This is a genomic window from Kibdelosporangium phytohabitans (assembly GCF_001302585.1).
Lineage (GTDB): Bacteria > Actinomycetota > Actinomycetes > Mycobacteriales > Pseudonocardiaceae > Kibdelosporangium > Kibdelosporangium phytohabitans.
The window spans coordinates 11,337,793-11,360,678 of sequence record NZ_CP012752.1 but is presented as its reverse complement, the minus strand read 5'-3'; the positions used below and the strand labels follow the sequence as shown (position 1 = coordinate 11,360,678).

General features: G+C 69.5%; 18 protein-coding genes. 10 read left to right on the top strand and 8 right to left on the bottom strand.

From position 1 onward, the window contains the following. The first annotated feature begins 1 nt into the window (after window position 1). On the top strand, window positions 2-988 hold the full coding sequence (locus AOZ06_RS50990) for an NAD-dependent epimerase/dehydratase family protein (protein ID WP_054295971.1): 987 nt from the start codon (window positions 2-4) through the stop codon (window positions 986-988). On the opposite strand, the gene AOZ06_RS50985 is transcribed toward AOZ06_RS50990, so the two are convergent. Continuing rightward, on the bottom strand, window positions 985-1,512 hold the full coding sequence (locus AOZ06_RS50985) for a dTDP-4-dehydrorhamnose 3,5-epimerase family protein (protein ID WP_054295970.1): 528 nt from the start codon (window positions 1,510-1,512) through the stop codon (window positions 985-987). The genes AOZ06_RS50990 and AOZ06_RS50985 overlap by 4 nt on opposite strands. Window positions 1,513-1,532: 20 nt before the next feature. Between AOZ06_RS50985 and AOZ06_RS50980 the strand changes: the two genes are divergently transcribed. Genes AOZ06_RS50980 through AOZ06_RS50965 form a run of 4 tightly spaced genes read left to right on the top strand, consistent with a single transcriptional unit; the run spans window position 1,533 to window position 6,479 of the window. Next, entirely contained in the window at window positions 1,533-2,684 is a 1,152-nt protein-coding gene (locus AOZ06_RS50980) for a class I SAM-dependent methyltransferase (protein WP_054295969.1), read from the top strand. After that, window positions 2,681-4,726: an O-antigen ligase family protein gene (locus AOZ06_RS50975; RefSeq protein ID WP_054295968.1), complete on the top strand. Its 2,046-nt coding sequence runs from the start codon at window positions 2,681-2,683 to the stop codon at window positions 4,724-4,726. The genes AOZ06_RS50980 and AOZ06_RS50975 overlap by 4 nt, the downstream gene beginning before the upstream one ends. Continuing rightward, window positions 4,723-5,412 (top strand): YveK family protein, encoded by a 690-nt coding sequence (locus AOZ06_RS50970; RefSeq protein WP_054295967.1) that lies wholly within the window; start codon window positions 4,723-4,725, stop codon window positions 5,410-5,412. The genes AOZ06_RS50975 and AOZ06_RS50970 overlap by 4 nt, the downstream gene beginning before the upstream one ends. Continuing rightward, window positions 5,409-6,479 (top strand): glycosyltransferase family 4 protein, encoded by a 1,071-nt coding sequence (locus AOZ06_RS50965; RefSeq protein ID WP_054295966.1) that lies wholly within the window; start codon window positions 5,409-5,411, stop codon window positions 6,477-6,479. The genes AOZ06_RS50970 and AOZ06_RS50965 overlap by 4 nt, the downstream gene beginning before the upstream one ends. Here AOZ06_RS50965 and AOZ06_RS50960 read toward each other — a convergent pair. From AOZ06_RS50960 to AOZ06_RS50945, 4 genes are all read right to left on the bottom strand, one after another. Beyond that, window positions 6,469-7,725 carry a glycosyl hydrolase gene (locus AOZ06_RS50960; protein WP_169799094.1) on the bottom strand — a complete coding sequence of 419 codons (1,257 nt, stop codon included), beginning with the start codon at window positions 7,723-7,725 and terminating at the stop codon, window positions 6,469-6,471. The two genes, AOZ06_RS50965 and AOZ06_RS50960, sit on opposite strands and share 11 nt — an antisense overlap. 81 nt (window positions 7,726-7,806) lie before the next feature. Beyond that, window positions 7,807-8,826, bottom strand: a complete 1,020-nt coding sequence (locus AOZ06_RS50955; protein ID WP_054295964.1) for a glycosyltransferase family 4 protein — start codon at window positions 8,824-8,826, stop codon at window positions 7,807-7,809. Further along, the gene (locus tag AOZ06_RS50950; RefSeq protein WP_054295963.1) at window positions 8,823-10,733 is read right to left on the bottom strand and encodes a glycosyltransferase; all 1,911 of its coding nucleotides are present in this window, start codon (window positions 10,731-10,733) and stop codon (window positions 8,823-8,825) included. The genes AOZ06_RS50955 and AOZ06_RS50950 overlap by 4 nt, the downstream gene beginning before the upstream one ends. A 21-nt stretch (window positions 10,734-10,754) precedes the next feature. Beyond that, window positions 10,755-12,203, bottom strand: coding sequence for a flippase (locus tag AOZ06_RS50945; RefSeq protein ID WP_083472481.1), 1,449 nt, complete (start codon window positions 12,201-12,203; stop codon window positions 10,755-10,757). Between the two features lie 203 nt (window positions 12,204-12,406). Between AOZ06_RS50945 and AOZ06_RS50940 the strand changes: the two genes are divergently transcribed. After that, window positions 12,407-13,288, top strand: coding sequence for a glycosyltransferase family 4 protein (locus tag AOZ06_RS50940; protein ID WP_157233699.1), 882 nt, complete (start codon window positions 12,407-12,409; stop codon window positions 13,286-13,288). Window positions 13,289-13,310: 22 nt separating this feature from the next. Further along, window positions 13,311-14,378, top strand: a complete 1,068-nt coding sequence (locus tag AOZ06_RS50935) for a glycosyltransferase family 4 protein (protein ID WP_063810604.1) — start codon at window positions 13,311-13,313, stop codon at window positions 14,376-14,378. On the opposite strand, the gene AOZ06_RS50930 is transcribed toward AOZ06_RS50935, so the two are convergent. From AOZ06_RS50930 to AOZ06_RS50920, 3 genes are read right to left on the bottom strand one after another with little or no spacing between them, the layout of a single operon-like run. Then, on the bottom strand, window positions 14,353-17,019 hold the full coding sequence (locus AOZ06_RS50930; protein WP_083472480.1) for a VTT domain-containing protein: 2,667 nt from the start codon (window positions 17,017-17,019) through the stop codon (window positions 14,353-14,355). The genes AOZ06_RS50935 and AOZ06_RS50930 overlap by 26 nt on opposite strands. Next, window positions 17,003-17,755, bottom strand: a complete 753-nt coding sequence (locus AOZ06_RS50925; RefSeq protein WP_054295959.1) for an MBL fold metallo-hydrolase — start codon at window positions 17,753-17,755, stop codon at window positions 17,003-17,005. Before AOZ06_RS50925 ends, AOZ06_RS50930 begins: the two co-directional genes overlap by 17 nt. 50 nt (window positions 17,756-17,805) lie before the next feature. Next, complete coding sequence (locus AOZ06_RS50920; protein ID WP_236951994.1) at window positions 17,806-18,564, bottom strand: WecB/TagA/CpsF family glycosyltransferase; 759 nt, start codon at window positions 18,562-18,564, stop codon at window positions 17,806-17,808. A gap of 56 nt (window positions 18,565-18,620) precedes the next feature. Here AOZ06_RS50920 and AOZ06_RS50915 point away from each other — a divergent pair, with 56 nt between their 5' ends. The 3 genes from AOZ06_RS50915 to AOZ06_RS50905 all read left to right on the top strand — a co-directional run bounded on the left by AOZ06_RS50915 (window position 18,621) and on the right by AOZ06_RS50905 (window position 22,788). Next, window positions 18,621-19,982, top strand: a complete 1,362-nt coding sequence (locus AOZ06_RS50915) for a glutamate-1-semialdehyde 2,1-aminomutase (protein WP_218921909.1) — start codon at window positions 18,621-18,623, stop codon at window positions 19,980-19,982. A 411-nt stretch (window positions 19,983-20,393) separates the two neighbouring features. Continuing rightward, complete coding sequence (locus AOZ06_RS50910; protein ID WP_083472478.1) at window positions 20,394-21,917, top strand: sugar transferase; 1,524 nt, start codon at window positions 20,394-20,396, stop codon at window positions 21,915-21,917. A gap of 13 nt (window positions 21,918-21,930) precedes the next feature. Beyond that, window positions 21,931-22,788 carry a COG1361 family protein gene (locus AOZ06_RS50905; RefSeq protein ID WP_054295957.1) on the top strand — a complete coding sequence of 286 codons (858 nt, stop codon included), beginning with the start codon at window positions 21,931-21,933 and terminating at the stop codon, window positions 22,786-22,788. Window positions 22,789-22,886 lie beyond the last annotated feature (98 nt).

The window sequence follows — 22,886 nt, the reverse complement described above, 5'->3', positions numbered from 1 at the left end:
CGTGCGTGTGTTGCTGACCGGACACCAGGGTTACCTGGGCACGGTGATGGCGCCGCGACTGGTGTCCGCGGGGCACGAGGTCGTCGGCCTCGACTCCGGGCTGTTCGCGTCCTGCGTGCTCGGACCGCAGCCGAGCGACCCGGCGGGCTTCGCGGTCGACCTGCGCGAGGTGTCGGCCGCGCACGTGTCCGGTGTGGACGCTGTGGTTCACCTGGCCGCGCTGTCGAATGATCCGCTCGGTTCACTGGCGCCCGAACTGACCTACGACATCAACCACCACGCCTCGGTCCGGCTGGCCAAGCTGGCCAAGGACGCCGGGGTCAAGCGGTTCCTCTACGCGTCAACGTGTTCCGTGTACGGCGCGGCCGGTGACGGCCTGGTCGACGAGGACGCCCCGCTGCGCCCGGTGACTCCGTACGCGGAAAGCAAAGTACGCGTCGAGGACGATCTGCTCGAGCTGGCCGATTCGGACTTCACGCCGGTTTTCCTGCGCAACGCCACGGCTTTCGGGTTCTCACCGCGGCTGCGTGCGGACATCGTGCTGAACAACCTCGTCGGGCACGCCGTGCTCAGCGGCGAGGTCAAGGTCCTGTCCGACGGCACGCCCTGGCGGCCGTTGGTGCACGCCCAGGACATCGCGGACGCGTTCGCCGCCGCATTGGTGGCACCGCGGGAAGCCGTGCACGCCAAGGCTTTCAACGTGGGCACGGAGGACAACAACCTCACTGTCGCCCAGATCGCCCAGCACGTCGTCGAAGCGGTCACCGGTTCCGAACTGGTGATCACGGGCGAGGCGGGCGCCGACCCGCGCTCGTACCGGGTCGACTTCGCCCGGATCCGCGCCGCGATGCCGTTCACGGCACAGTGGACAGTCAAGGCGGGCGCGGTCGAGCTGGCCGACGCGTACACCGGGCACGGCCTGACACGCGCGGACTTCGAGCAGAAGTTCACGCGCCTGGCCTGGTTGAAAAGCCACGGCGGGCTCTAATGGTGCCAGGGTCCGGCGGCGAGGTCCCGCGCGCTGATCTCCGTCACCGGCAACGGCCAGTCGATCGCCAGCGCCGGGTCGTCGTAGCGCACCGCGACGTCCTCGCCCGGGTCGTGCGGGCGGTCGATCCGGTAGCAGACGTCCGCGACCGGTGTCAGCGCCTGGAAGCCGTGCAGCATGCCCGGCGGGATGTACAGGTGCGCGAAGGTCTCGTCGTCGAGCAGGAACGCCTCGTGGTGGCCGAAGGTCGGCGAGCCGGGCCGGGCGTCGACGACCACGTCGGACACCGCGCCGTGCGCGCAGCGCACGAGTTTCGCCTCGCCGCGCCCGGATCGGCCGTGCAGTCCGCGCAGCACACCCAGTTTGGAGCGGGACTGCGAGTCCTGGACGAACGAGTTCGGGTCGACGCCGTGCTCCGCGGCGATGGTCGCGTCGAAGGTCCTGGTGAACAGGCCGCGCGAGTCGTGATGCGGGGTGGGCACGAACAGCAGGACGCCGTCGATCGAGGTGGTCCGCACATGCATCGGTCCATTTTGGCGTGCCCATGCTGACGCCGATCTGCCGGTCCTGCCGGGCCCGCCGGGGCGAGGTCGTGCTCGACCTCGGCCGCCAGCCCGCCAGCGACTTCTTCCCGCCGGTCAGCGACAACGGCCCGGACCCGATCTACCCGCTGCGGATGTGGCTGTGCGCGGAATGCGGCCTGGCGCAGCTGGCCGAGGACCCGACCGTGCCGGAGGAGCCACGCGGTGTCGAACCCGCGGCGCTGGTCGCGCAGGCCAAGGACGCGATCGGCCGCGTGATCCGTTCCGGCCTGGTCAAGCCCGGTGTCAGCGTGCTCGAGTACGGCAGTCCGCACGGCGGTTCGTGGCTGCCGTTGCTGGCCGAACACGGGTTGCGGCCGGTCGAGCAGACAGGTGAGCCCGCGGACGTGGTGCTCGACAGCTTCGGCATGATGCACTACCCCGACCAGCACGAGGCGATCGTCGAGCGCGCCAGGAGGCTGACCGACAACGGGATCCTGCTGCTGCAGTACCACTCGCTGGCCACCATCATCCGCAGCGGGCAGTGGAACGCCTTGCGGCACGGGCATTACGCGTACTACTCCACGGCCGCGCTGACCAGGATGCTGGCGACGGCCGGGCTGGTGGCGCGTACGGCGTGGCGGTTCGACCTCTACGGCGGCACGGTTCTGCTCGCCGCCGGTCGTGGCGGCCAGGGCGATCCGGAGGTCCGCGCGTTGCTGGCCGAGGAAACCGGCTGCGGTGTCGACGACCCGCGGATCGTGCGCTCGTTGCAGGAGACGGCCGAGAACAGCATCAACGCGTTGCGCGGCTGGTTGCAGCGCCAGCGCGGTACCGGCCGCCGGGTGTACGGCTACGGCGCCGCCTCGCGTGCGGTCGCGCTGCTCGCCGCGGCGGGGATCGACAACACCATGCTGACCGGTGTCGCGGACGCCTCGCAGACCAAGTGGGGCAGGCGGATGCCGGGCACGGCGATCCCGGTGATCAGCCCGGCCGACCTGATCAGGGCGAAACCGGACGCGGTGCTGCTGTTCGTGCCTGACCTGCTCGACGAGGTCCGCAAGGCGATGCCCGCGCTGGCCGGTCGCTGGGTGGTCGCCGAACCCGTGCCCACCGAGGACCCGCAGACCAGGCGGATCATCCCGCCCGCCCGGCTGGCCGGTGACAATCGGTGAACCGGCTGGCCGCTCTCGTCGTACTGGCCGGTCTGCTGATCGGCGCGTTGGTGGGGTTCGCCGTGCCGACGCTCAACGGGCCAGCGTACCGCAGCGGCGCGACGATCGTCTTCACGGCCGCGCAGCTCGGACCGGGCCCGCCGACAGCCTCGGTGGCCAGGCACATCTCCCAGCGGGTGCCGAGCTGGGCGAAGGTGGCCGCCAGCGGCGCTGTCGCCGATGAGGCGGGTCTGCACAGCGACGAGACGATCACCGCGCACGAGATCTCCGGCGCGCAGTCGTTGCGGATCGAGCTGAACAGCTTCACCGACGAAGGACTGGCCGACCGGGCGACGGCCGCGGCCAGGACAGTCATCGCGGTGGTCACGCGGATGGAGTTCAACCGCGTGTCGGGCGTGGTGTCCACCAGCGGTAGCGAACCGGAGAGCCTGTCGGGTGCCTGGGCGGTCTGGGGCGCGGTCCTGGGTGCCGTGATCGGTGCTGTGGCCGGCTGGCTCGGGTGCGCGCTCCGGCGGCCGGGCCCGTGGGTGTCCCGGTTGGCCGGCGGCGGGTCGCGAATCGCTGGGGCGCAGGCGTTTGCCGACAGCGTCGACCACGAGATCCGGGCGTTGTGGATGGGACTGCGGACTCGTCGCGGGCTGACGGCGGTCGCGCTGGGATTCGTCGCCGTCGGCGGGTACGCGGCGACAGGATCGGTGTGGCCGCCGATGCTGGCCGTGCTGGCGGCCGGTGTCGTGGCGCCGCGTGACCCGCGGTGGATCGCCGGCGCGATGCTGGGGCTGGCCGCGTCCGTGCTGCCGCCGAAGCTGGAGCTGGTCAAGATCGGCCCGGTCACGCCGACCGTGCTGGAAGTGGCCGTGCTGATCGGCCTGGTCGCGGTGTGGCGGCGGCCGGGCAAGTCGATTTTCTTCTGGCCGTTGGTCGTGTTCACGGCGGCGGTCGCGCTCGGCAGCGCGCACGGCGTCGTCAACGGCGGCGAGTTCTCCGAGGTCGCGGACACCGTCCGGGCTTTGGTGCTGGTGCCGCTGGGTTTCCTGGTCCTCTGCCGGGTGTTCGCCGGGCGGCTGGCCCAGTTCGTGGCGATCGTGGCCGTCGGTGCCGCGGTGGCCAGTTCGGTCGAGCTGCTGGCCGCGGTGATGGACTGGGAGCGGCTGCTGGTCGACGAACGCTCCTCGGTGATCACCGGCGACGACACGTCCGAGGTGTCCCGGCTGTCCGCGCCGGTCCTGCCGTTGTGGGGGCCGTTGCTGATCCTGCTCGCCTCCGGTGCCTTCCCGGGACGCCCCCGGTGGCGGCTGCTGCTGATCGCACTGCCCGGTCTCGCGCACGAGGCGTTGAGCTTCAACCGGTCGACGTGGGCGCCGCTGCTGGGGTTCGTCATCGTGGTCGCGGTCGCCCGGTTCGGCTCACGCGGCCTGGTCAAGCGTTTGCTCGCGGCGGGCCTGCTGGGCGCGGTGGCGCTCGGACTGGCCGCCGCGGGCGCCCTCGGCGGCACGGGCGAAGCCCTCGCCGGGCGTGTGACCAGTGTTTTCAGCGGTGAGGCGTTAGGCGAGGACAGCCTGGCCGACCGCGTCAGAGAGAACACCGCTGCCCTGAACACATTGCTCGACCATCCCGTGACAGGCATCGGCGTCGGCATCCCATACGGCGGGGAGATCATTTCCTACGACGCCGTGCATGACCGGACGGTCGTCGACCCGCGGCCGTGGATTCACAACCAGTACCTGCGGATGTGGTTGTGGTTCGGCGCGTTCGGACTGCTGGCCGTCGGGTTGCTGATGGTGCGCGTCGCGGCGGCCGTCGTGCACAGCTGGCGTCGAAGAGCGCCCGCCACGGTGCTTGTGGTCGCCCTGGGACTGGGATTGGCGTGTCTGGCGCTGCAGTCGGTGTTCCAGACGACGTTGATCGACCGGCCGTCGTTGATGGTCGTCGCGCTCCTCCTGGCGATGCTGGCGCTTGCGGTCGGCTGGCAGCCACGCGTCGAGGAGTTCGGGCAGGTCGGAGAACCGCCACTATCAGCGAGAAGGATAATGACGCCGTGAGGTTGCTCAAAAACGTAGCGTGGTGGCAGTGGTTGCTCGCGGCTGGTGTCGTGGTCGGCCTGCTTGGTGGCGTCTACTTCAGCAACCGCCTGAGCAACGCCGTGTACACGTCATCCTCCCAGGTCCTGATGACCGGGCAGAGCGACCCGGCCCAGCCGGACACCGCGTACGCCAGCAACCAGTACGTCAACCAGCGGATGACCACGTACGCGGAGATCGCGGCGAGCGCGCAGGTGACGGGACCGGCCGCGCAGGTGCTCGGCACGGATCCCGCGACACTCACCGCCCAGATCAAGGCCGCCGTCGCCGGCGACACCACCGTGCTGTCGTTGCAGGTCACGGGGGCGACGCCGGAAGCCGCCCGGCGCAGCGCGGTCGCGGTGACGCAGGCGTTCATCAACGCGGTCACGAAGCTGGAGACCATCCCCGGCGGCCCGTCCCGGGTGGCCGTCAACGTGATCACCGACCCGACCACGCCGCCCGCCCGTTCGGTGCCCGCCGGGTGGCTGCTGATTGCCGGCGGCGTCGTCGGCGGGTTCGTCGTGGCCGTGATCGCGATCCTGGTGCTGCGGTGGTTGTACCCCAAGCGTTTCCAGGTCCGGTTCGAGCGCGTCAAGTCGTCGTCGGCCGAGCAGACGAGCCAGATGCGACCGGTCACGCCGCCCGCGAAGCCGTCCGTCTCATGATCCGCGTCCTGATGGCCGGGTCCGCGCCGAGCGAGCGCGGTGGGATGGCGACGGTCACGAACCTGTTGCTGCGGCACGGATCCGAGGTCGCGGCGATCCGGATGATCCCGACGCACCGGGAAGGACCGGCCGGGATGCGCCTGAAACTGTGGCTGTCAGGCACAGCGAAGATCGTGTCCGCGCTGCGGTACGCCGACGTCCTGCACGCCCACGTGTCGGAGCGGGGCAGCGTGATCCGCAAGGGCGTGCTCGTGTGGATCGCCAAACTGATGCGCAAACCGGTCGTGCTGCACTGCCACGGCGCCGAGTTCGTCGACTGGTACCAGGGCCTGCCCGGCCTGGCCAAGCGTGTGATCGCCTTGACGTTCCGGCAGGCGGACCTGGTCGCCGTCCTCGGTTCGTCGTGGCGCACCATGTACACGGATCTGCTTGGTGTGCAACGGGTTGTCAGCCTGGGCAACCCGATCGAACTGCCGGCCGCGGTGTCTTCGCCGCCCGGCTTCAGGATCGTCTTCCTCGGCCGGTTCGGTGCGCGGAAGGGATCGGCGGACGTCCTGTCCGCCGTCGCCCGGCTGTCCGAGCCCGTCGAAGTGGTGATGGCGGGCGACGGCGAGGTCGCCGAAACCAAGGCGCTGGCCGCGCGACTGGGCGTGAACGCGAGCATCCGGACGTGGATCTCGCCGGAGGAACGCGACGCGCTGCTGTCCTCCGCGCACGTCTTCGTGCTGCCCAGCCGTGACGAAGGCCTGCCGATGGCGATGCTCGAATCGATGGGTCACGGCCTGGTGCCCGTGGTCACCCCGGTCGGGTCGATCGGCGAGGTGGTCAAGGACGGCGAGAACGGCCTGCTCGTCCGGCCGGGCGACGTCGACGGGCTGGCCGCGGCCCTGCAGTCGCTGCTCGACGATCCCGGCCTGCGGGAACGCCTCGGCAAGGCCGCGCGCGCCACAGCGGAGCCGTTCGAAATCGGCCGCTACCTCCGTACACTCGGCAACCACTGGTCAACCCTCGTGAGTGGTTCGTCCGGTTCTAACCGGACGAACCACTCACGAGGGTTTACCTGGTGACTGGCGGGCGGATCACGGGGTTGTTCTGGGTCTTGGGCGGTGTGGACGTGGGTTTGGGCGGCCGGGAGGTGGTCGTCGGGCGGGACGACGTGGTCGGTCCGGCCATCTGCCGCCAGTCCACCTCGTCCCTGGTGATCACCCAGGAGTCGTTGAGCAGCTCCTCGGTGAACCGCAGCCTGGCCAGCTCCATCACCGCGCCCTGCCAGCCGTTCCAGCAGTGGAAGTACGTCATCGCCGGGTACTTCTCGCGGATCTGCTTGAGGATCAGCCGGGAGTCCCACGAGCCGTCGCGCTTCTTCTCCGGGCCGCACTCGGCGAAACCGAGCGGTTTGCCGGTCGTGAGGATGTCCTTGTAGTCGTTGTACGGCGACTGGCCCGTGCGCTCGCCGAGCATCAGCATGTCGTCGTCGTACCTGCTGGGGCAGACCATGTCCACGTACTCCGCGCCCGGGTAGTACGACAGCGCCGGCCCGTCCCACGAGGCGCCGGGCGAGTACACCCACAGCACGTTGTGCAGCCGCCGGGTTTGGGTGATGTAGAAGAACACGTCCCGGTAGAGGTCACGCGCGAACGTCTTGCGCGTCGGCATGTCCTGTCCCCACCAGAACCAGGACCCGTTGCCTTCGTGCAACGGCCTGAGCAACACCACGACCCCGGCGGAGCCGAGCTCCTCGACCAGGTCGCCCACGCGTTCCAGCTGCGCGCGCCACGCGTTGCGCTGCGGGCTGGAGTCTGAGGTGACCAGCAGGGTGCGCAGGTCCGGCTTCCTGGCCTTCGCGTCCGCGACCCACGCCGAGTCCGCGCCGCCGTTCGGGTTCCACGGATCGGACGGGTGGAGGTCCACTGTGACCAGGCCGCCGCGCCGCCAGTGGTCGACCAGGATCCTGGAGTCCGAGCGCTTCCAGTCGTCGCGGACCGACACCCCCAGCATCGCCGGGTGCTTGCCGGTGCGCTTGACCAGCGCTTCGACGATGTGGTCGTAGCTGGCGGCGGTGATGTCGTCGAGTTGCTGCCCGCAGACCACTCTGCGCGCCTGGCGCTTGGGCAGATCGCGGAACCACTTGAGCAGCGTCTGCGCGTCGGAGTTCGCGGAGAGGTCCGCGGTGACCGGTTTCGTCTCCTGCTCAGCTGTTTCCTCGGGGCTGAACCACTGCTGGTTGGCCAGTGTGATGCCACCGGCGACCCCGAGAGCGATCGCGCCGGCTGCTGCCCCGATGATCCGGCGCCGTCCGATCTCGTCAGCCATGCCGACCATGAAAGCATGTCAATACACCAAATGTCGTAACTCTTTACCGGTAAACTCCCTCGTAAGGGTGATTAATTCCCGCTATGTGGCGACGTTGGCCAAGGTCGCGGCCAGTTTCGCGCCGACGAGATCCGCGCTGTAGGTGCGCTCGAAGTGCAGCCTGGCAGCCTCGCCACGGCGTTTGGCGGCTGCCGGATCGGACAGCCGCGCGAACGCGTCAGCGAGGCCGTCCACGTCGTCGACCCCGATACCCGGCTCGTCCGGCGGCTGGAATTCCGGCAACCCGCCGGAATCCGACACGATCGGCGTCACACCGAGCTGCATCGACAGCAGTTGCACCCCGCTCTGCGACGCCTGCCGGTAGTGCACCACCGAGCCCTTCGCGCGGCCGAGGACAGGCAGCACGTCGGCGTACGCGAAGCGCTCACGGCGCCACTCGCAGCGCGGCGGCAGATCCTGTTCGGACACGTCGAGCGGCCCGTCGCCGAGCAGGATCAGCCGGTCGCCATTGTGCTGCCCGGAAAGCAGGTGCTTCTCCCACGCCTTCAACGCCACCGGCACGTTCTTGTACGGCGACATCCGGCCGTAGAGCACGAAGTCACGCCGGTCCTCGGCGAGCGGCGGGAGATCCCGCTCGCGGACGTCGCTGGTCAACGGCACCACGCTGGCCGGATACGGGAGCTGCTCGGCCACGTAGTCGCTGAAGGCGACGACCCGCTTGGCCCGGCTGCTGAACCCGCTGAACAGCCGCCGTTGCCACGCCGGGCGCGACTCGGTCTCGTCGTGCGGGGCGTCGTCGTGGATCAGGTGCACCATCGGCGCCAGCCTGGCCAGCATCAGCCAGCGCGGATCCCAGACCAGTTCGACGACGACCACGTTCGGCCGCCAGGCCCTGACTTCGCGGAACGCCTTCAGCAGCGGGCCGATGGTCCGCGGGTCTTTCGGGCGCGGGTCGAGCACGCGCTCGTACGGCAGCGGCCGCGTTTTCTCGTAGTGCTGATCGGATGTGACCAGCAAGCAGTCGTGCCCGGCGTCCTGCAACGCTTCGACGTGCACCCTGGACAGCGTGCGCATCCAGGGCGACAGCCACAGAACTCTCATCTCGCCGCCGCGATGGCGGTCTCGTACGCATCCGTCATGGCGTCCACTGTGTACAGCTCGGCGGCTCGTCGCGCGCCCGCCGCGGCGAGCCGCGTGAGCCGGGTGGGGTCTTCGATGACCGGGCGCAGTGCTGCTGTCCACGCCGTCGCGGTGACAGGTTCGACAAGCAGCCCGGCGCGTCCGTTGTCCAGCAGATCCGGGACCGAACCCACGGCAGATGACACGACCGGCAACCCGCGAGCCATCGCTTCCACGATGACGAGCGGGAAAGCCTCGGCCTTGCTCGGCACGCAGAGGACGTCGAACGTGCCGAACGCATGGTCCGGGCCCGGGGAGGCGCCGTGCCAGGTGACCCGGTCCTTGACCCGATCCGGCGTCTTGGCTTCGAGTTTCGCCCGGTCAGGGCCGTCGCCGTGCAGGTCGAGCGTCCAGTCGAGATCGGACAGCGAGTCCAGCGCCTCGACGAGCAGGTGCGGGTTCTTGTGCTCGACCATCCGGCACAGCATGCCGAGCCGGACCGGCTTCGACGGCCGGTAGCCGCGATCTTCCTGCTCCGGCACTCCGTTGGGTGCGATGAAGTGCCGCGTGTGCAACGCCTGGTGCTTGGTGATGGCGTCCCAGTGCCGTGGCGACAAGGCGATCACGCCGTCGCTGCGGTTGATCACCTTGGCCAGCTTGCCGCCGTACGTCGGACGGTCCGGTTCGGCTGGTTCGTGCGTCGCCGCGAGCCACCGGCCCTTCGGGTTCAACGCCTTCCAGCCCGCCGCGAACCCGGCCTCGGTGTTGGTGACGCCGGTGATCAGCACGGCGTCCTTGGTGGGCAGGTCGACGAGCGGCTGCCACCACGGCGTCAGCACCAGGCGCACGCCCGGGTCGAGTTCGGGCGTGAGCGGCCCGAAGTGCTGCAGGCACGCGAGCGTGACCGGATACCCGCGCCTGCTCAACTCGTTGGCGAGCAGGACACGTTGCCGTTCGGCGCCGCCCTGGCACAACTCGTTGCTGGTCAACAGAATGCTCGGTTTGCCGGGATCGGCCTTCGCCCTGGCCGCGGCCCGCTCCCGCTGCCGGTCGTCGCGGTGCGACCGCTGCACGCGGTCGAGCAGGTTGAGCCCGGCGGTGAACACCGCGCCGGGCCCGTAGTTGCCCATCCCCAGCATCTCGGCCTGCCCGGCGCGCAGCAGATCCCGCGATCGCCGCTCGGCCAACGGATCACCGGCCATGGTGCCCCCGGCCGCGTGCCGGACGTCCGGCTCGTCCGCGAGAACCAGGCGCCAGCCGTTGCCGTGCGCCCGGCGCTGCCAGTCGGACTCCTCGCCGTACAGGAAGAACTTCTGGTCGAACCCGCCGACTTGCTGCCACGCCGCACGGGAGATGAGCAGGCAGCAACCGGACAGGTAGCCGTCGACGTCACCGGGCTGTTCGGGGTAGTAGTCGGAGAGACCCTTGCCGCGCAGGCGTTTCCCGTAACCCGAATGGCTGACGATGCTGCGCAGGACCGTCTGCCTGCGCCGGGCGACGTCCCAGTCGGGCCCGTCGCCGCCTTCCTGGACCCTGGGTGAGACAGCGGCGACCTTCGGCTCCCGCAGCGCGGCCCGCGACTTCGCCAAGGGCCCGAGCAATTCGGCGTCGGGGTTGAGCAGCAGCATGTCGTCGCCGGTCCGCTGGGCCAAACCGTTGATGGCGGCCGCGTAACCGACGTTGCGGTCGGAGAAGAACCAGTCGACGTCCGGGTACTCGTCCGCCAGTTCCCTGATCGCGGGAGTGCCCTGCGACAGGTTGTCCCACACCAGAACCGAACACCCCGACAGGTGCTTGTGGACACTGTCGAGACAACGCCGCAGAAGATCCGCCCGCCGGTAGCTGACGACGAGCACCGACAGCGGGCGAGCAGGCTGACCGTCCGTCACGTCGGGTCACCTTACGCGTTGTCAGGCAGGTGCCGTCCCGCGGCCGGGTTTCATGGCCCCGAGCAGGGCGCCGCGCATCTCGTCGGGGATCGCGCCGCCGAGCCACGCGCCGGCGAAGTAACCGATCATGCCCGCGACGATCGGGAAGACCAGCGGCAGCGACCACGTCAGCAGCATCGCCAGCAGCGACAGGTTCAGGCCGGGGATCAGGCGCATCACGTACTTCAGCGGCAGCGGGTCGACGCCTACTTTGCGTAGCCGGATCTGGGTGAACACCACGCCCGACAGTTCCGTCACGATCAGGGCGATGCCGCAGCCGACCGCCCCGAAACGGGGGATCAGGATGATGTTCAGCGCGATGTTCACGACCAGGTTCACCGCCGACAGCGTGGTCAGGAAGCGCTGCTGGTGCGCCGCGACCATCGCGTCGCTGATGATCGACGTCAGGAAGCTGATCGCGCACGCGACGAAGAACAGCCGCAGCACCGGCGTCGCGCCGGACGCGAACTCGTCCGAGCCGACCGCCGTCACCAGGCGTTCCGCCAATGGGATACCAAGTACGGCAACGGGTGTGGCGAACAGCAACAGGAACCGGTATCCACTCGCGACCGCGCGCCGGAACCTGGCCGGGTCGCTGGCGTAGCCCTCGTTGATCGTCGACAGCGCTGTCCGGGAGAAGACCTGCGGCAGCATGTTGAGGGTGAACGCCAGCTGCACGGCGATGCCGTACGCCGCCACCTCGCGCGTGTCGGACAGCAGCGACAGCAGCACGCCGTCCACGCGCCAGTAGATCACCGCGATCAGCATGATCAGCGTGAACGGGATGCTCTCCTTGACCAGGTTGAGGATCGCGTTCAGGTCGCCGATCGGCCGCATCGGGGTCAGCCGGTGCGCCGCGAGCCCGTTGACGACCATCTTGAGCAGGTTCGGCAGGATCTGCACCGCGCACATGGCCAGCAGGCCGGCGTCGGTGAACGCCACCGCCGCCGCGCAGCCCAGCGTGATCACGCGGGAGAAGAACTCCGCGATCGCGATCGTGCCGTACTTGACGTGCACGTCGAAGACGGCGTCGAAACAGGACGCGACGGCGTTGCAGACCAGTCCGGCCGACAGCACCAGCAGCGCGGACTGCACCTGCGGATCGGAGTACGTCAGCACCCCGACGCTGGCGGCTGTCAGGCCGAGCGGCAGGGCGTAGGTCAGCGAGAACGTCAGGTCGAGGCCGATCAGGTGCGCCAGCGACGCCTTCTGCTTGCCGCTGACCCTGCGCACGATCACCGTGCCGATGCCCTGCGAGGTCAGCGTCTCGAACAGGCCGACGAACACGATCGCGGTCGTCATGATGCCGTAACCGTGTTCGCCCAGATACTGCGTTGCTATACCCAGAGTGACGATGGCGAGCGGGAGCGCGCTGACTCGCGCCACCACTTGGAGGGCGACCCCTCGCGCGATCGCCGCTGCCCTGGACACGGGCCGTAGTCTAGTAACTTCGCGTTGCCGCAGATCCCACGCGGTGCTGTCGCGATGTGGAGGTCGATACGGTGCGCGCTTGTCTCGAGTTGTCGCACGGACTGCATCCCGCCGAATGGAGTAGCCGGCACGCCCTTGGTGAAGTTCCTGATCACTGGCCGTACGGGCTGGACCGGTTGATCAACCACGGGGTGCGGCCGATCATGCGAATTCCGCCCAGCGGACGGGTTGCGGAGCGGATCGGCCGGGCCGCGCGGCACCGGCTCGGGGGATACGAATGGGTTGACGCGTTCCGCCGCACCACCGGTGACGTGGTCCTTTGCTGGGACGAGTACACGGGTGTGCCCGCCGTGCTGCGCGAACACCACAAACCCGGCAGACACAAACCGGTGATCACTGGAGTGGTGTGGCTGGCCGACGAGGTCGACCGCGTGACAGCCTTGTTCGCGCGGCACGCGCTGCCGAAGGCGGCGGGGGTGTGGGCGTCGTCGGGCGCGATGATCTCCCGGCTCGAACGGGATTGGGGTGTCAGGAAAGCGCACCACGTCCCACTCGGCATCGATGTCGATTTCTTTGCGCCTCGCCCGAAGACTGAGGAACGTCTGGTGGTCAGCGCGGGCAACGACCGCCACCGCGACCACCAGCTGCTGATCGACGCCGTCCGACGGCTCCCCGGCACGCGGCTGGAAATCGCCACCAGGCTGCCGATTCCCGCGGAACACGCCCGCACCGGGCTCAACGAGGGCCAGATCCGGGACCTCTATGGACGGGCGAGCGTCGTGGCGATCGCGACCAGGCCCAACGTGCACGCGTCCGGCCTGACCGTCACCCTCGAGGCGATGGCCAGCGGACGGCCGGTAGTGATTCCGGACACTCCCGGCCTAACGGACTACGTCGAGAACGAGCACACTGGACTCGTCTACCCGGTCGGCGACGTTGATGCGCTGGCGAAATGCGTGCAGCGGCTCGTCAACGACGACGCCATGGCCGAGGAGATGGGCAGGGCGGCACGCCGTAAGGTCGAGCGCGAGTTCTCAACCGAGCTGCAGGCCGCCCGGCTGGCCGAGCTCATCCTCGCGATCTGATCAGGAGTGGACTGTGTCGCGCGTGCGTGCCTGGGTCGAGCTGATCCACTACCTCGACGCGGCCAAGTGGCCCGAGCGCAACGCGTCCGGTGAGGTCCCGAATGCTACCCCGTTCGGCATCGACGAACTGGCGCGACACGGCGTCGACGTGGCGTTCCGCGAGGTCCTCAAAGGACGTGTCCCGAACGCGCTCGCCCGCAGGGTGCGCGCACGGGAAGGCGGCCTGGAATGGCTGGAAGCCGTTGCGTCCCACTACAACCGGCTCAAGCGGAGCGCCGACGTGGTGCTCTGCTGGGACGAGTTCACCGGCATCCCGGCCGCGGCGCTGCCCGGCGGCCCGCCGGTGATCAGCGGCGTGCAGCTGCTGACCGACCCGCAGGACCGCTCCAAGCAGTTCCTGCGCCGCGCGGGCAAGGCGCTGGCGAAGATGGAGATCGTCTTCGTGCAGGCGAAGGGCATGATCCCGGTCCTGCGTGACGACTGGGGCGTGCCCGACCGCAAACTGCGGTTCGTCCCCTTCGGAATCGACGCCGGCTGGTTCCGCCCAGTCGACGGGGAGGTCGACCGCGACCTCGTGGCCAGCGTCGGTGACGACGCGCACCGCGACCACGACACGCTGATCAAGGCGGTCGCGGACGTGCGCCGCCGCAGGCCGGGCACGCGCCTGGAGCTGGCGACCCAGCTCGACGTCGACCTGCCGGGCGATCTGGGCACGGTGCACCGCGAGCACCTCGGGCGCAAGCGGCGCCAGTTCTACGGCAACGCGAACGTGGTCGCCGTGGCCACGAAACCGAACATCCACGGGTCGGGCATGTCGGTCATCCTCGAAGCGATGGCGTGTGGACGGCCGTACGTGGTGACCGCGAGCGCGGGCCTGGACGGCTACCTCAAGCACGGGCACGACGGTCTGGTCGTACCGCCGGGAGACGTGGACATGTTCGCGTCCGCCGTCAACGCGTTGATGGCCGATCCCGAACGGGCGGACGCCATGGGCAAGGCCGGGCGCGCCAGGCTGGAGCGTGAGCTGACCACCGACGTGCAGGCCCGGCGGCTGGCCGAGGTGATCAAGGGAGTGGTACGGGCGCGCTGACCCGCTCGTCCGCCAGCGCCGGGTGGCCGAGTTCGGTCAGCCAGCCCCGGAACACGCGGTGCAACGCCTCCGCGCCGACCACATCCCCCGCAGCGGTGAAGCGCTTCGGGTACATGACGAAACCGCGTGCCTGCGGTCCGCCGAGCCCGCCGTGCGACCCGACGTGCGGTTCGAACGGCGAAGCGTTGTCGGTTTCCGGGTCGTACCGGCTGTTGATCATGATGTCCGCGCAGTGCGGGAACTCGTCGGTCCGCCTGACCAGCTCGGCGGCGTGCGGGCCGTAGTCCCGCAACGGGTCCTCGCCGATGACCACGCCGGTCGCTAGCCGGTGCAGGCCGTCGCGGCCGAGTACGACCGGCCCGAACTCCGAGCTGTGCACCAGCATGAACCCGACACCGTCGTGGTCGACCAGCAGCGGCAGCAGCTCCGGGTATCCGCGCTCGATCGTCTCCAGCGGCACCCGGCCCTCGTGTTCGGTGAACGACACCATCGCCACGTGCCCGGACACCACGACGACCACTCCCGGCGCGACCCGGGCGACCTCGCCGGGTCTGCCGCTGGGCGCGCGGTGCAGCTCACGGCTGACCCCGGCCTTCTCCACCCGCCCACGCAGCCGCCGAGCGATCAGGCCACCGCCGGCCAGCGCCGCGTTCATCTGCCAGCCTTCGGCCGCGTTGCGCGGCTTGGTCGCCTTCGCGACGTCCGCCGGGTCGCCGCCGCACAAGCGGCCGACGAGCTTCTCCACCGGTTCGCCGAACCGGTCGGCGAACGCCCAGCCCTGTGTCTGGCCGTGGTCGGACAGCACGACGAGGTGGTACGGCCTCGGTCCGAGCCGGGTGGCCCGGTGCAACCGCCCGATCTGCTGGTCGATCCCCCGCAGCACGGCCAGCGCGTCGAACCGTTCGATCCCCGAGTGGTGCGCGACCTCGTCGTAGCCGAGGAAGTCCGCGTACACCACGGGCCGCCCGGCCAGGATGTCCTCGATGATCGCCGCGACCACCACGTCACGCGTGATCACGGTCGTGCCGGACCGGGCGATCGGGTAGAACCCGCCGCGGTTGATCCGCGGCCGCACTCCCCGGCGCTTCTGGCTCGTCGACGCCAGGATCTCCCTGCCGATGTCCATCAGCGCCGAAGCGAACGTGCGCACCACGTTCACCGGGCGGGCGAAGTACGTGTAGTAGCCGGAGCCGGTCCGCCCGTGCCTGCCGCGCCGGACTTCCTTGCCCAGCACCGGGACGGCACTCATGGTCAGCGTCACGTGGTCGGCGTCGCCGGTGAACAGGTTGCCGTGGCCCGCACCGCCACCGGACAGCAGGCCGCGGCCGTCGGAGTGCCTGCGCTCGATCTCGGCCGCGTCCTTCGGGTGCGCGCACGCCATCACGTGGTCGCGATCCTTTTCGTACCAACGGAACCCAAGGATGTCGTGGTTGTCGCCGTGCAGGATGCCGGACACGCTCGCGCCGGTCTGCGAGCTCCAGTCGGTCTGCCACATCTCCAGCGTGTGGCTGTCCTCGTTGATCCACTCCGCCAGCGTCGGCATGTCCCCGTCGCGCACGGCACGCCGGACGGTGTCGTAGCCGAGGCCGTCGATCTGCAGGAAGATCACGCCGGGTGGGGCGTCCGGCAGCAGCGTCGGCGTGCCACCCCGCCGGGCGGTGCGGCGGAAGAAGATCTCGTCCTCGTCGATGGCCAGCACACTGCTCATCACGGAACTCACGGCTGCCATGCCGATCGTCACCGCGACGGCCGTGCGCAGGTTCTCGATCTCGACGCCCGGCACGGTGTTGAAGATCGCCAACGCGCCCGCGCCGATCACGATGAAACTGCCCAGACCCAACGTGAACAACGCGAACGGCAGCGCGACCCGCAGGATGAGCGGCCACAGCACCGCGGACATCAGGCCGAGCAGCAACGCGCAGACGGTCGGCTGCCACCACTGGGTCATCGTGAAACCCGGCAGCAGGACGTCAAACGCACGCAGCGCCGCGGTGACGACGAACCAGACGAACAACACTCGGACAGTCGCCCGACCGCCACGCAGCAGCTTGCCCGCGTCCGGCGCCCGGTGCTTCTGCCGTGCGATGACGGCCATGAGAACCGTGACAACCAGCACGAGGGCCGTTGCCAGCAGGCTCGCGATCAACGGCGAGTCGAAGATGCCGCCGCTGACCACACCCAGCAGCGCGTACGCGACGGCCCACAACGCGGCTGCTACCAATGCTGTCGGCAGGAAACGCCGCCACGGATACGCCAACGCCCCGGCGGCGAGCAGCACAGGGATCCGGCCGGCCGGAAGCAGGCGGCCGACCACGAGGATCTGCCAGCCACGCCGCGCGAACTGTGCACGGACGCTCGCCACGCGGTCCGCGTGCTGGTGACGCGCCAGCCACCGCACGGCGGGATCACCGCCGAGCCGGGCGATCGCGTACGTCACGACGTCGCCGATGTACGCGCCGAGCGTCGACAGCACGAGGACCAACGGCAGCGACAAGCCCGCGCTCGTCATCGCGACGGCCGCGCCCGCGCCGACGACGGCACCGGTCGGCACGATCGGGATGATCGACCCGAGCAGCACGCCGCCGAAGATCAACGGATAACCGACCGACGACGTGGCCGTGAGGTCAAGCGCCAGGTTCATGCATCACCTCGCTCCCGGGCGGTGCCACGACCACCTCGGTGTTCGTGCTCACGGCGGCGGCGAAGTCGTGTGCCGGTTCGCTCAGCAGCCGCCGCATCCGCGCTGTGCGGGCCACGCCCGGCAGCGCCAACGTCCCCCAGTGCACCGGCACCGCGACCCCCGGTTTGATCAACTCGACGGCGGCAGCGGCTCCGAGCGGGTCGAGATGACCCGGCCCCAGCGTCATCCCCCAGCCCCACACCGGCAGCAGCGCGATGTCGACAGGACCGAGGTCCGCCATGCCGTCGTATATATCTGTGTCGCCCGCCACATAGATCCGCTTCTCCGCTTCGAGGACGTGCCCGATCGCGGGCGCATGCGGGCCGTGCGTCAGCCGCGGCCCCCAGCGGTGCCCGGAGTGTTCGGCGTGCACAGCGGTCACGGTCAGATCGCCGTCCACCAGCCGCTCGCCGACACCCAACTCCTCGACGCGCGGGAATCCCTTGCGGTGCAGCCACGCGCCCGCGCCACGCGGCACCACGATCCGGGCGTGGCGGAGCAGCCGCAGCGACGGCAGGTGCAGGTGGTCACCGTGCTGGTGGGAGATCAGGACCAGATCGGCGTCGGCCCACGTGGCCCGGTCAGGCAGCGGGACGACCCGGACAAGCGGCCCGACCCGGGCGGTCAGCACCGGATCGGTGAGCACGACCCGGCCACCGATCTCGATCCGAACGCACGAGTGGCCGAGGAAATGCACACCACGAGTATCCGAGCACGCCGTGCCGGACGCACTCCGGAGCGACGAGACTAACGGCGCACCCGGCGGACGGCCGCGCCCGCGAGCAGCAGGAGCGCGAACGGCAGGTCGTCGCGCAGGTAGCGGCGGGCCAGCCTGCGCGGCTCCATGGCCAGCCGGTGCGCCCATTCCAGGCCGAGCTTCTGCAGCGTGACGGGCGCGCGCCTGGAGTCGCCGGACGCCATCGGGATCCCGGCGCCGCAGCCGACGTACCAGGCGTTGGGCATGACCTCGCGCAGCCGTTGGATCAGCTTCTCCTGCTTGGGGAAACCCATCCCGATCAGCACCAGGCTCGGCTGGGCGAGCACCACGTCGTCGATGACCGCCTGGAGCGTGTCCTCACGCTGGTCGAAGCCGACCGGCGGCGCGGCGATCCCGGCGATCTTCAACCCGGGCGACCGCTCCTGCAGCACGGCCGCGGCGCGTTCGGCGACACCAGGGGCACCGCCGAGCAGGTACACCGAGCGGCCGTCCAGCGCGGCGGCACGGGTCAGCGTGTGCACGAGGGAGCTGCCGGTGACGCGTTCGGGGATCTCCCGCCCCGCGATCCGGCCCGCCCAGACGAGCGGCATGCCGTCGGCGACCGTCAACGTCGCCGTGGACGCGAGCCTGACCAGCGACCGGTCCCGGCTGATGGCGCGCACGATGTCGACGTTCGCGGTCAGGATCCAGCCGCCGTCCTGCCAGGTGTCCCGGACTTGGTGGACGACCTCCGCCTCGGTCAGGGCGTCGACCATTACCGTGCCAACTGGTACGCGCCGCTCTGTCACGCGCGCAGGGTACCTCTCTGTGTCAGCGCGGCTACGAGGTGTGGGAGGTTGTGCAGGTGAACGACGATTTCCGCAGGTCTGCCATGTTGCAGGCGCGTCTGCACGAGCTCGTGCCCGGCGGCGCGCACACGTATGCGCGCGGTGCCGACCAGTACCCGGAAGGCATGGCGCCCGTCCTGGCAAGGGGCAAAGGGGCGACCGTTTGGGACGTCGACGGCAACTCGTACGTCGAGTATGGAATGGGCCTGCGCAGCGTCACGCTCGGGCACGCGTACGAACCGGTCGTCGACGCCGTGCGTGAGCAGTTGGCCAACGGGCTGAGTTTCTCGCGGCCGACCGAGCTGGAACTCGCCGCGGCGGAGGACTTCCTGCGGCTGGTGCCCGGCGCGGACATGGTGAAGTTCGCCAAGAACGGCTCGGACGCCACCACCGCGGCGGTCCGGCTGGCCCGCGCGGCCACCGGACGTGAGCTGATCGCCATCTGCGACCAGCCGTTCTACTCCGTGGACGACTGGTTCATCGGCACCACACCGATGGACGCGGGCATTCCACAGTCGACGACCGAGCGGATCCGCCGGTTCGGCTACAACGACCCGGACTCGCTGCGAACGCTGTTCACCGAGCACAGTGGACGAATCGCGGCGGTCGTGCTGGAGGCGGCGACCGCGTTGGCCGAGCCGGCACCGGGCTTCCTCGAAGGCGTGCGAGAGCTGTGCGACAAGCACGGGACTGTGCTCGTGTTCGACGAGATGATCACCGGTTTCCGCTGGTCAGCCGGGGGTGCGCAGCAGGTGTACGGCGTGACGCCGGACCTGTCGTGCTGGGGCAAGGCGATGGGCAACGGCTTCCCCATCTCCGCGCTGGCAGGCAAACGGGAGCTGATGGAGCTGGGCGGGTTGCGAACCGGCGAGCCGCGCGTGTTCCTGCTGTCGACCACCCACGGCCCGGAATCCGTGTCTTTGGCTGCTTTTCGCGCGGTGGTCGAGGCCTATTCCAATGGCGATCCCGTCGGGGTGATGGAACGGTCGGGGATCGCTCTGGCCGATGGCGTGAATTCTGCCGCCACCGATCTGGGGATCGCCGGGCACGTGTCCGTGATCGGCAGGCCGTCGTGCCTGATCTTCACCACCAAGGACCACGAAGGCAACCCGTCGCAGGCATTCCGAACACTGTTTCTCCAGGAGTTGTTGCGCCGTGGGGTGCTCGGTCAGTCGTTCGTCATCTCCGCCGCGCACACCGCCGCCGACGTCCAGCACACAGTGGACGCTGCGGCCGACGCGTTGTCGATGTACCGCAAGGCGTTGGACGCGGGCGGCGTAACCGGTTTCCTGACGGGGCGGCCAGTTGCCCCGGCACTGCGCCGGTACGCGGCGCCGCGACGGCTCGACAGCGGCCATTCGTCTCAGCCGGCCGGGTGACAAAGGTAAATATTCTCAGGTTGACACCACCCCGATCGGGCGTACTTTGCCTGGCGGCGCGCCGTGTCGTGAAAAGCACCGCGCGTGGCGCATGGCTCCGTTCGGCCTACCCCGTGCCGGGGGTGGCGCCGCCATTTGCCCGTCTCTGCGACCGTTTCGGGTGAATTCGGTTGGCCGGACGATGATCAGTCGGGAACTCACCGACCGAACCCGCTGCGAGCTGGAGGAAAAACCGGTTAACCCGGCGCGTAACGGCTGGAACTACGCGAGCGACTGATGGTTTGGCGACGCACCGAGGCGTCGAGATCGAGTTGTTACGCATCAACGATTTTGCTTCGACGTCAGCGGGTGGTCGCCGATCATTCGCGGGGAAAGCCTTTGCCCGAACCCGATAACCGGGGGGATCACACGATGGGTGAGCAAGCCAGCCCGACGCGCCATGGCGCCCACCGCCGCCTGCCGCCGCACCGGGCCCGGTCGCTGCCACCGGCGCTGCTGCCGATCGGCGAGCCCCGCCAGGCCCCGATCGCCGCGTGGGAGCCGCGTTACCGGCGCTCGGTGGTGCTCAGCGACGTGATCGCCACTGTGGTCTCGGTCACCGTGGTCGGCTTGTTGTTCGGTGCCAGGGGTTCGGCCAACTGGCAGCACCTGTGGGTCGTGCTGGGCGTGACGACGGTCGCACTGGTTCTGTGCTCCCTGCTGATGAACCGCGCGTGGAGCCCGAACGTGCTCGGCCACGGCGCCGACGAGTTCGGCAGGCTCGGCCGTGGGTTGTTCTCCGCCGCGGTCGTGCTCGCGCTCGGCGGTCTGGCGTTCGACTCGACCAACATCCGGCTCTGGGTGTTCGTCGCGATCCCCACGATCGCCTTGCTTTCGTTCCCCCAGCGCTATCTTTTGCGCAGGTTCCTGCACAAGTCGCGCAAGGAAGGCAAGTGCCTGCTACCGGTGCTGGTCGCGGGCAGCGCGGACACGGCACGCGACCTGATCACGCGGACCAGGCAGACCCCGCACCTCGGCTGGCGGGTCGAAGCCGTCTGCACCTTCGACGGCCGCGGCGACAGCGGCGGTGACGGCGGCAGCGAGCTCGAAGGCGTTCCCGTTGTCGGGCGGTTGAAGGATCTTGCCGAGCACGTGCGGCGCGGCGGCTACCGGGTCGTGGCGATCGCCTCTGATCCATATTGGACCCCGCGGCGGCTGCAGGAGCTGGCCTGGAACCTCGAGGGCAGCGAGGCCGAGATGGTCGTCGCGCCGGTGCTGATGGAGGTGGCCGGGCCGCGATTACACGTCAGCGCGGTGCTGGGCATGCCCCTGCTGCGGGTGAGCGCGCCGGTCTTCAGCGGTGCGCGCCGGGTGGTCAAGGAGATCGTCGACCGGGTCGGCTCCGGGCTGCTGCTGACCGTGTTCTCCCCCTTGATCCTGGTGATCAGCTTGTTGATCATGACCGACAGCCGCGGTGCCGTGTTCTACCGGCAGCGGCGGGTCGGCAAGGACGGCCGGTCCTTCACCATGATCAAGTTCCGGACGATGGTGAAGGACGCGCACAAGCTGCGCGGCAACCTCGCCAACGAGGGCTCGGGCCCGTTGTTCAAGATGCGCAAGGACCCGAGGGTGACCCGGGTCGGCGCGGTGCTGCGCCGGTACTCGCTCGACGAGCTGCCGCAGCTGTTCAACGTCATCTCCGGGTCGATGTCGCTGGTCGGGCCGCGTCCGCCGTTGCCGGAGGAGACCGAGCGCTACGCCCCCGACGTGCGCCGCAGGCTGCTGGTCAAGCCGGGGATGACCGGGCTGTGGCAGGTCAGCGGTCGCAGCGACCTGCCGTGGGAGGAGTCGGTCCGGCTGGACCTGCGGTACGTGGAGGACTGGTCGCTCACCCTCGACGCAGTGATCCTGTGGAAGACGGTGCGGGCCGTGGTCACCGGGCAGGGGGCCTACTGATGGGAACATATCGATGAGGATCAGGCCCGTCCTGTTCGTTTGCACCGTCCTTGCCGCGCTGTGCACCGCCACCCCCGCCTACGCGGACCCGGTGGAGGTCGAGGCGGTCGTGTCCCCCGCCGAAGTCCAGCCGGGTGACACGTTCACGGTCACCGAGACCGTCCACAACGTCCACCAGTTCAGCATCCTCAACCCGACGCTGCGGTTGTTCAGCACGCCCACGACGCTGACCGAATACACCGAGCTTGTCTCGTGCACCGGTCCCGGCGTCGCGTCCTGTGCCACAGTGGACGGACCAACCGGCCCGACCGGCTACCAGGCGATCCTGGCGGGCGCGATGAGCGGGTTCGAGTCGCAGACCGCCACGTTCACGCTGCGCGTCAAACCCGGCGCCCAAGGTGCGGTGCACACGGTGCAAGGGCAGCTGTTCGGCCGCAACTACGCGATCTTCCCGGCGAATGTGGCGACGCTCACGGTGATCGACAGGGCCGACCCGGCCGTCGCCGTCACCGCGACACCGCGCACCGGTCTGCTGGTACCCAAGATCGACGTCGTTGTGCGGGTCACCAACAACGGGCCCGGCCGGATGCGTTCCGCCGAAGTGAAAGGCGGGCTGACGCAGGGTCTCACGGCCAACGCGGGCAGTGGCTGCACCGGCGGCGCGGCCCCGGTCTGCGCCTTCGGCGAGCTGGCGCCCGGCGCGAGCGCGACGGCCTCGTTCTCCGTGCCGATCGGCCTGCTCCACATCGGACTGCCGTACCAGCTCTCGGCGACGAAGACCGCGTCGAGCCCGAATGATCCCGACAGCGCCAACAACTCGGCCGCCACGACGTGCCGGGTGCTGAGCGTGCTGCTCGTCAACTGCGGCTGACCCCCGTCCCCTCGTGAGTGGTTTGGCCGGTTAGAACCGGCCAAACCACTCACGATATTTGTATATCGCGCAACGTGACCAAAATTTGACCACCCTTT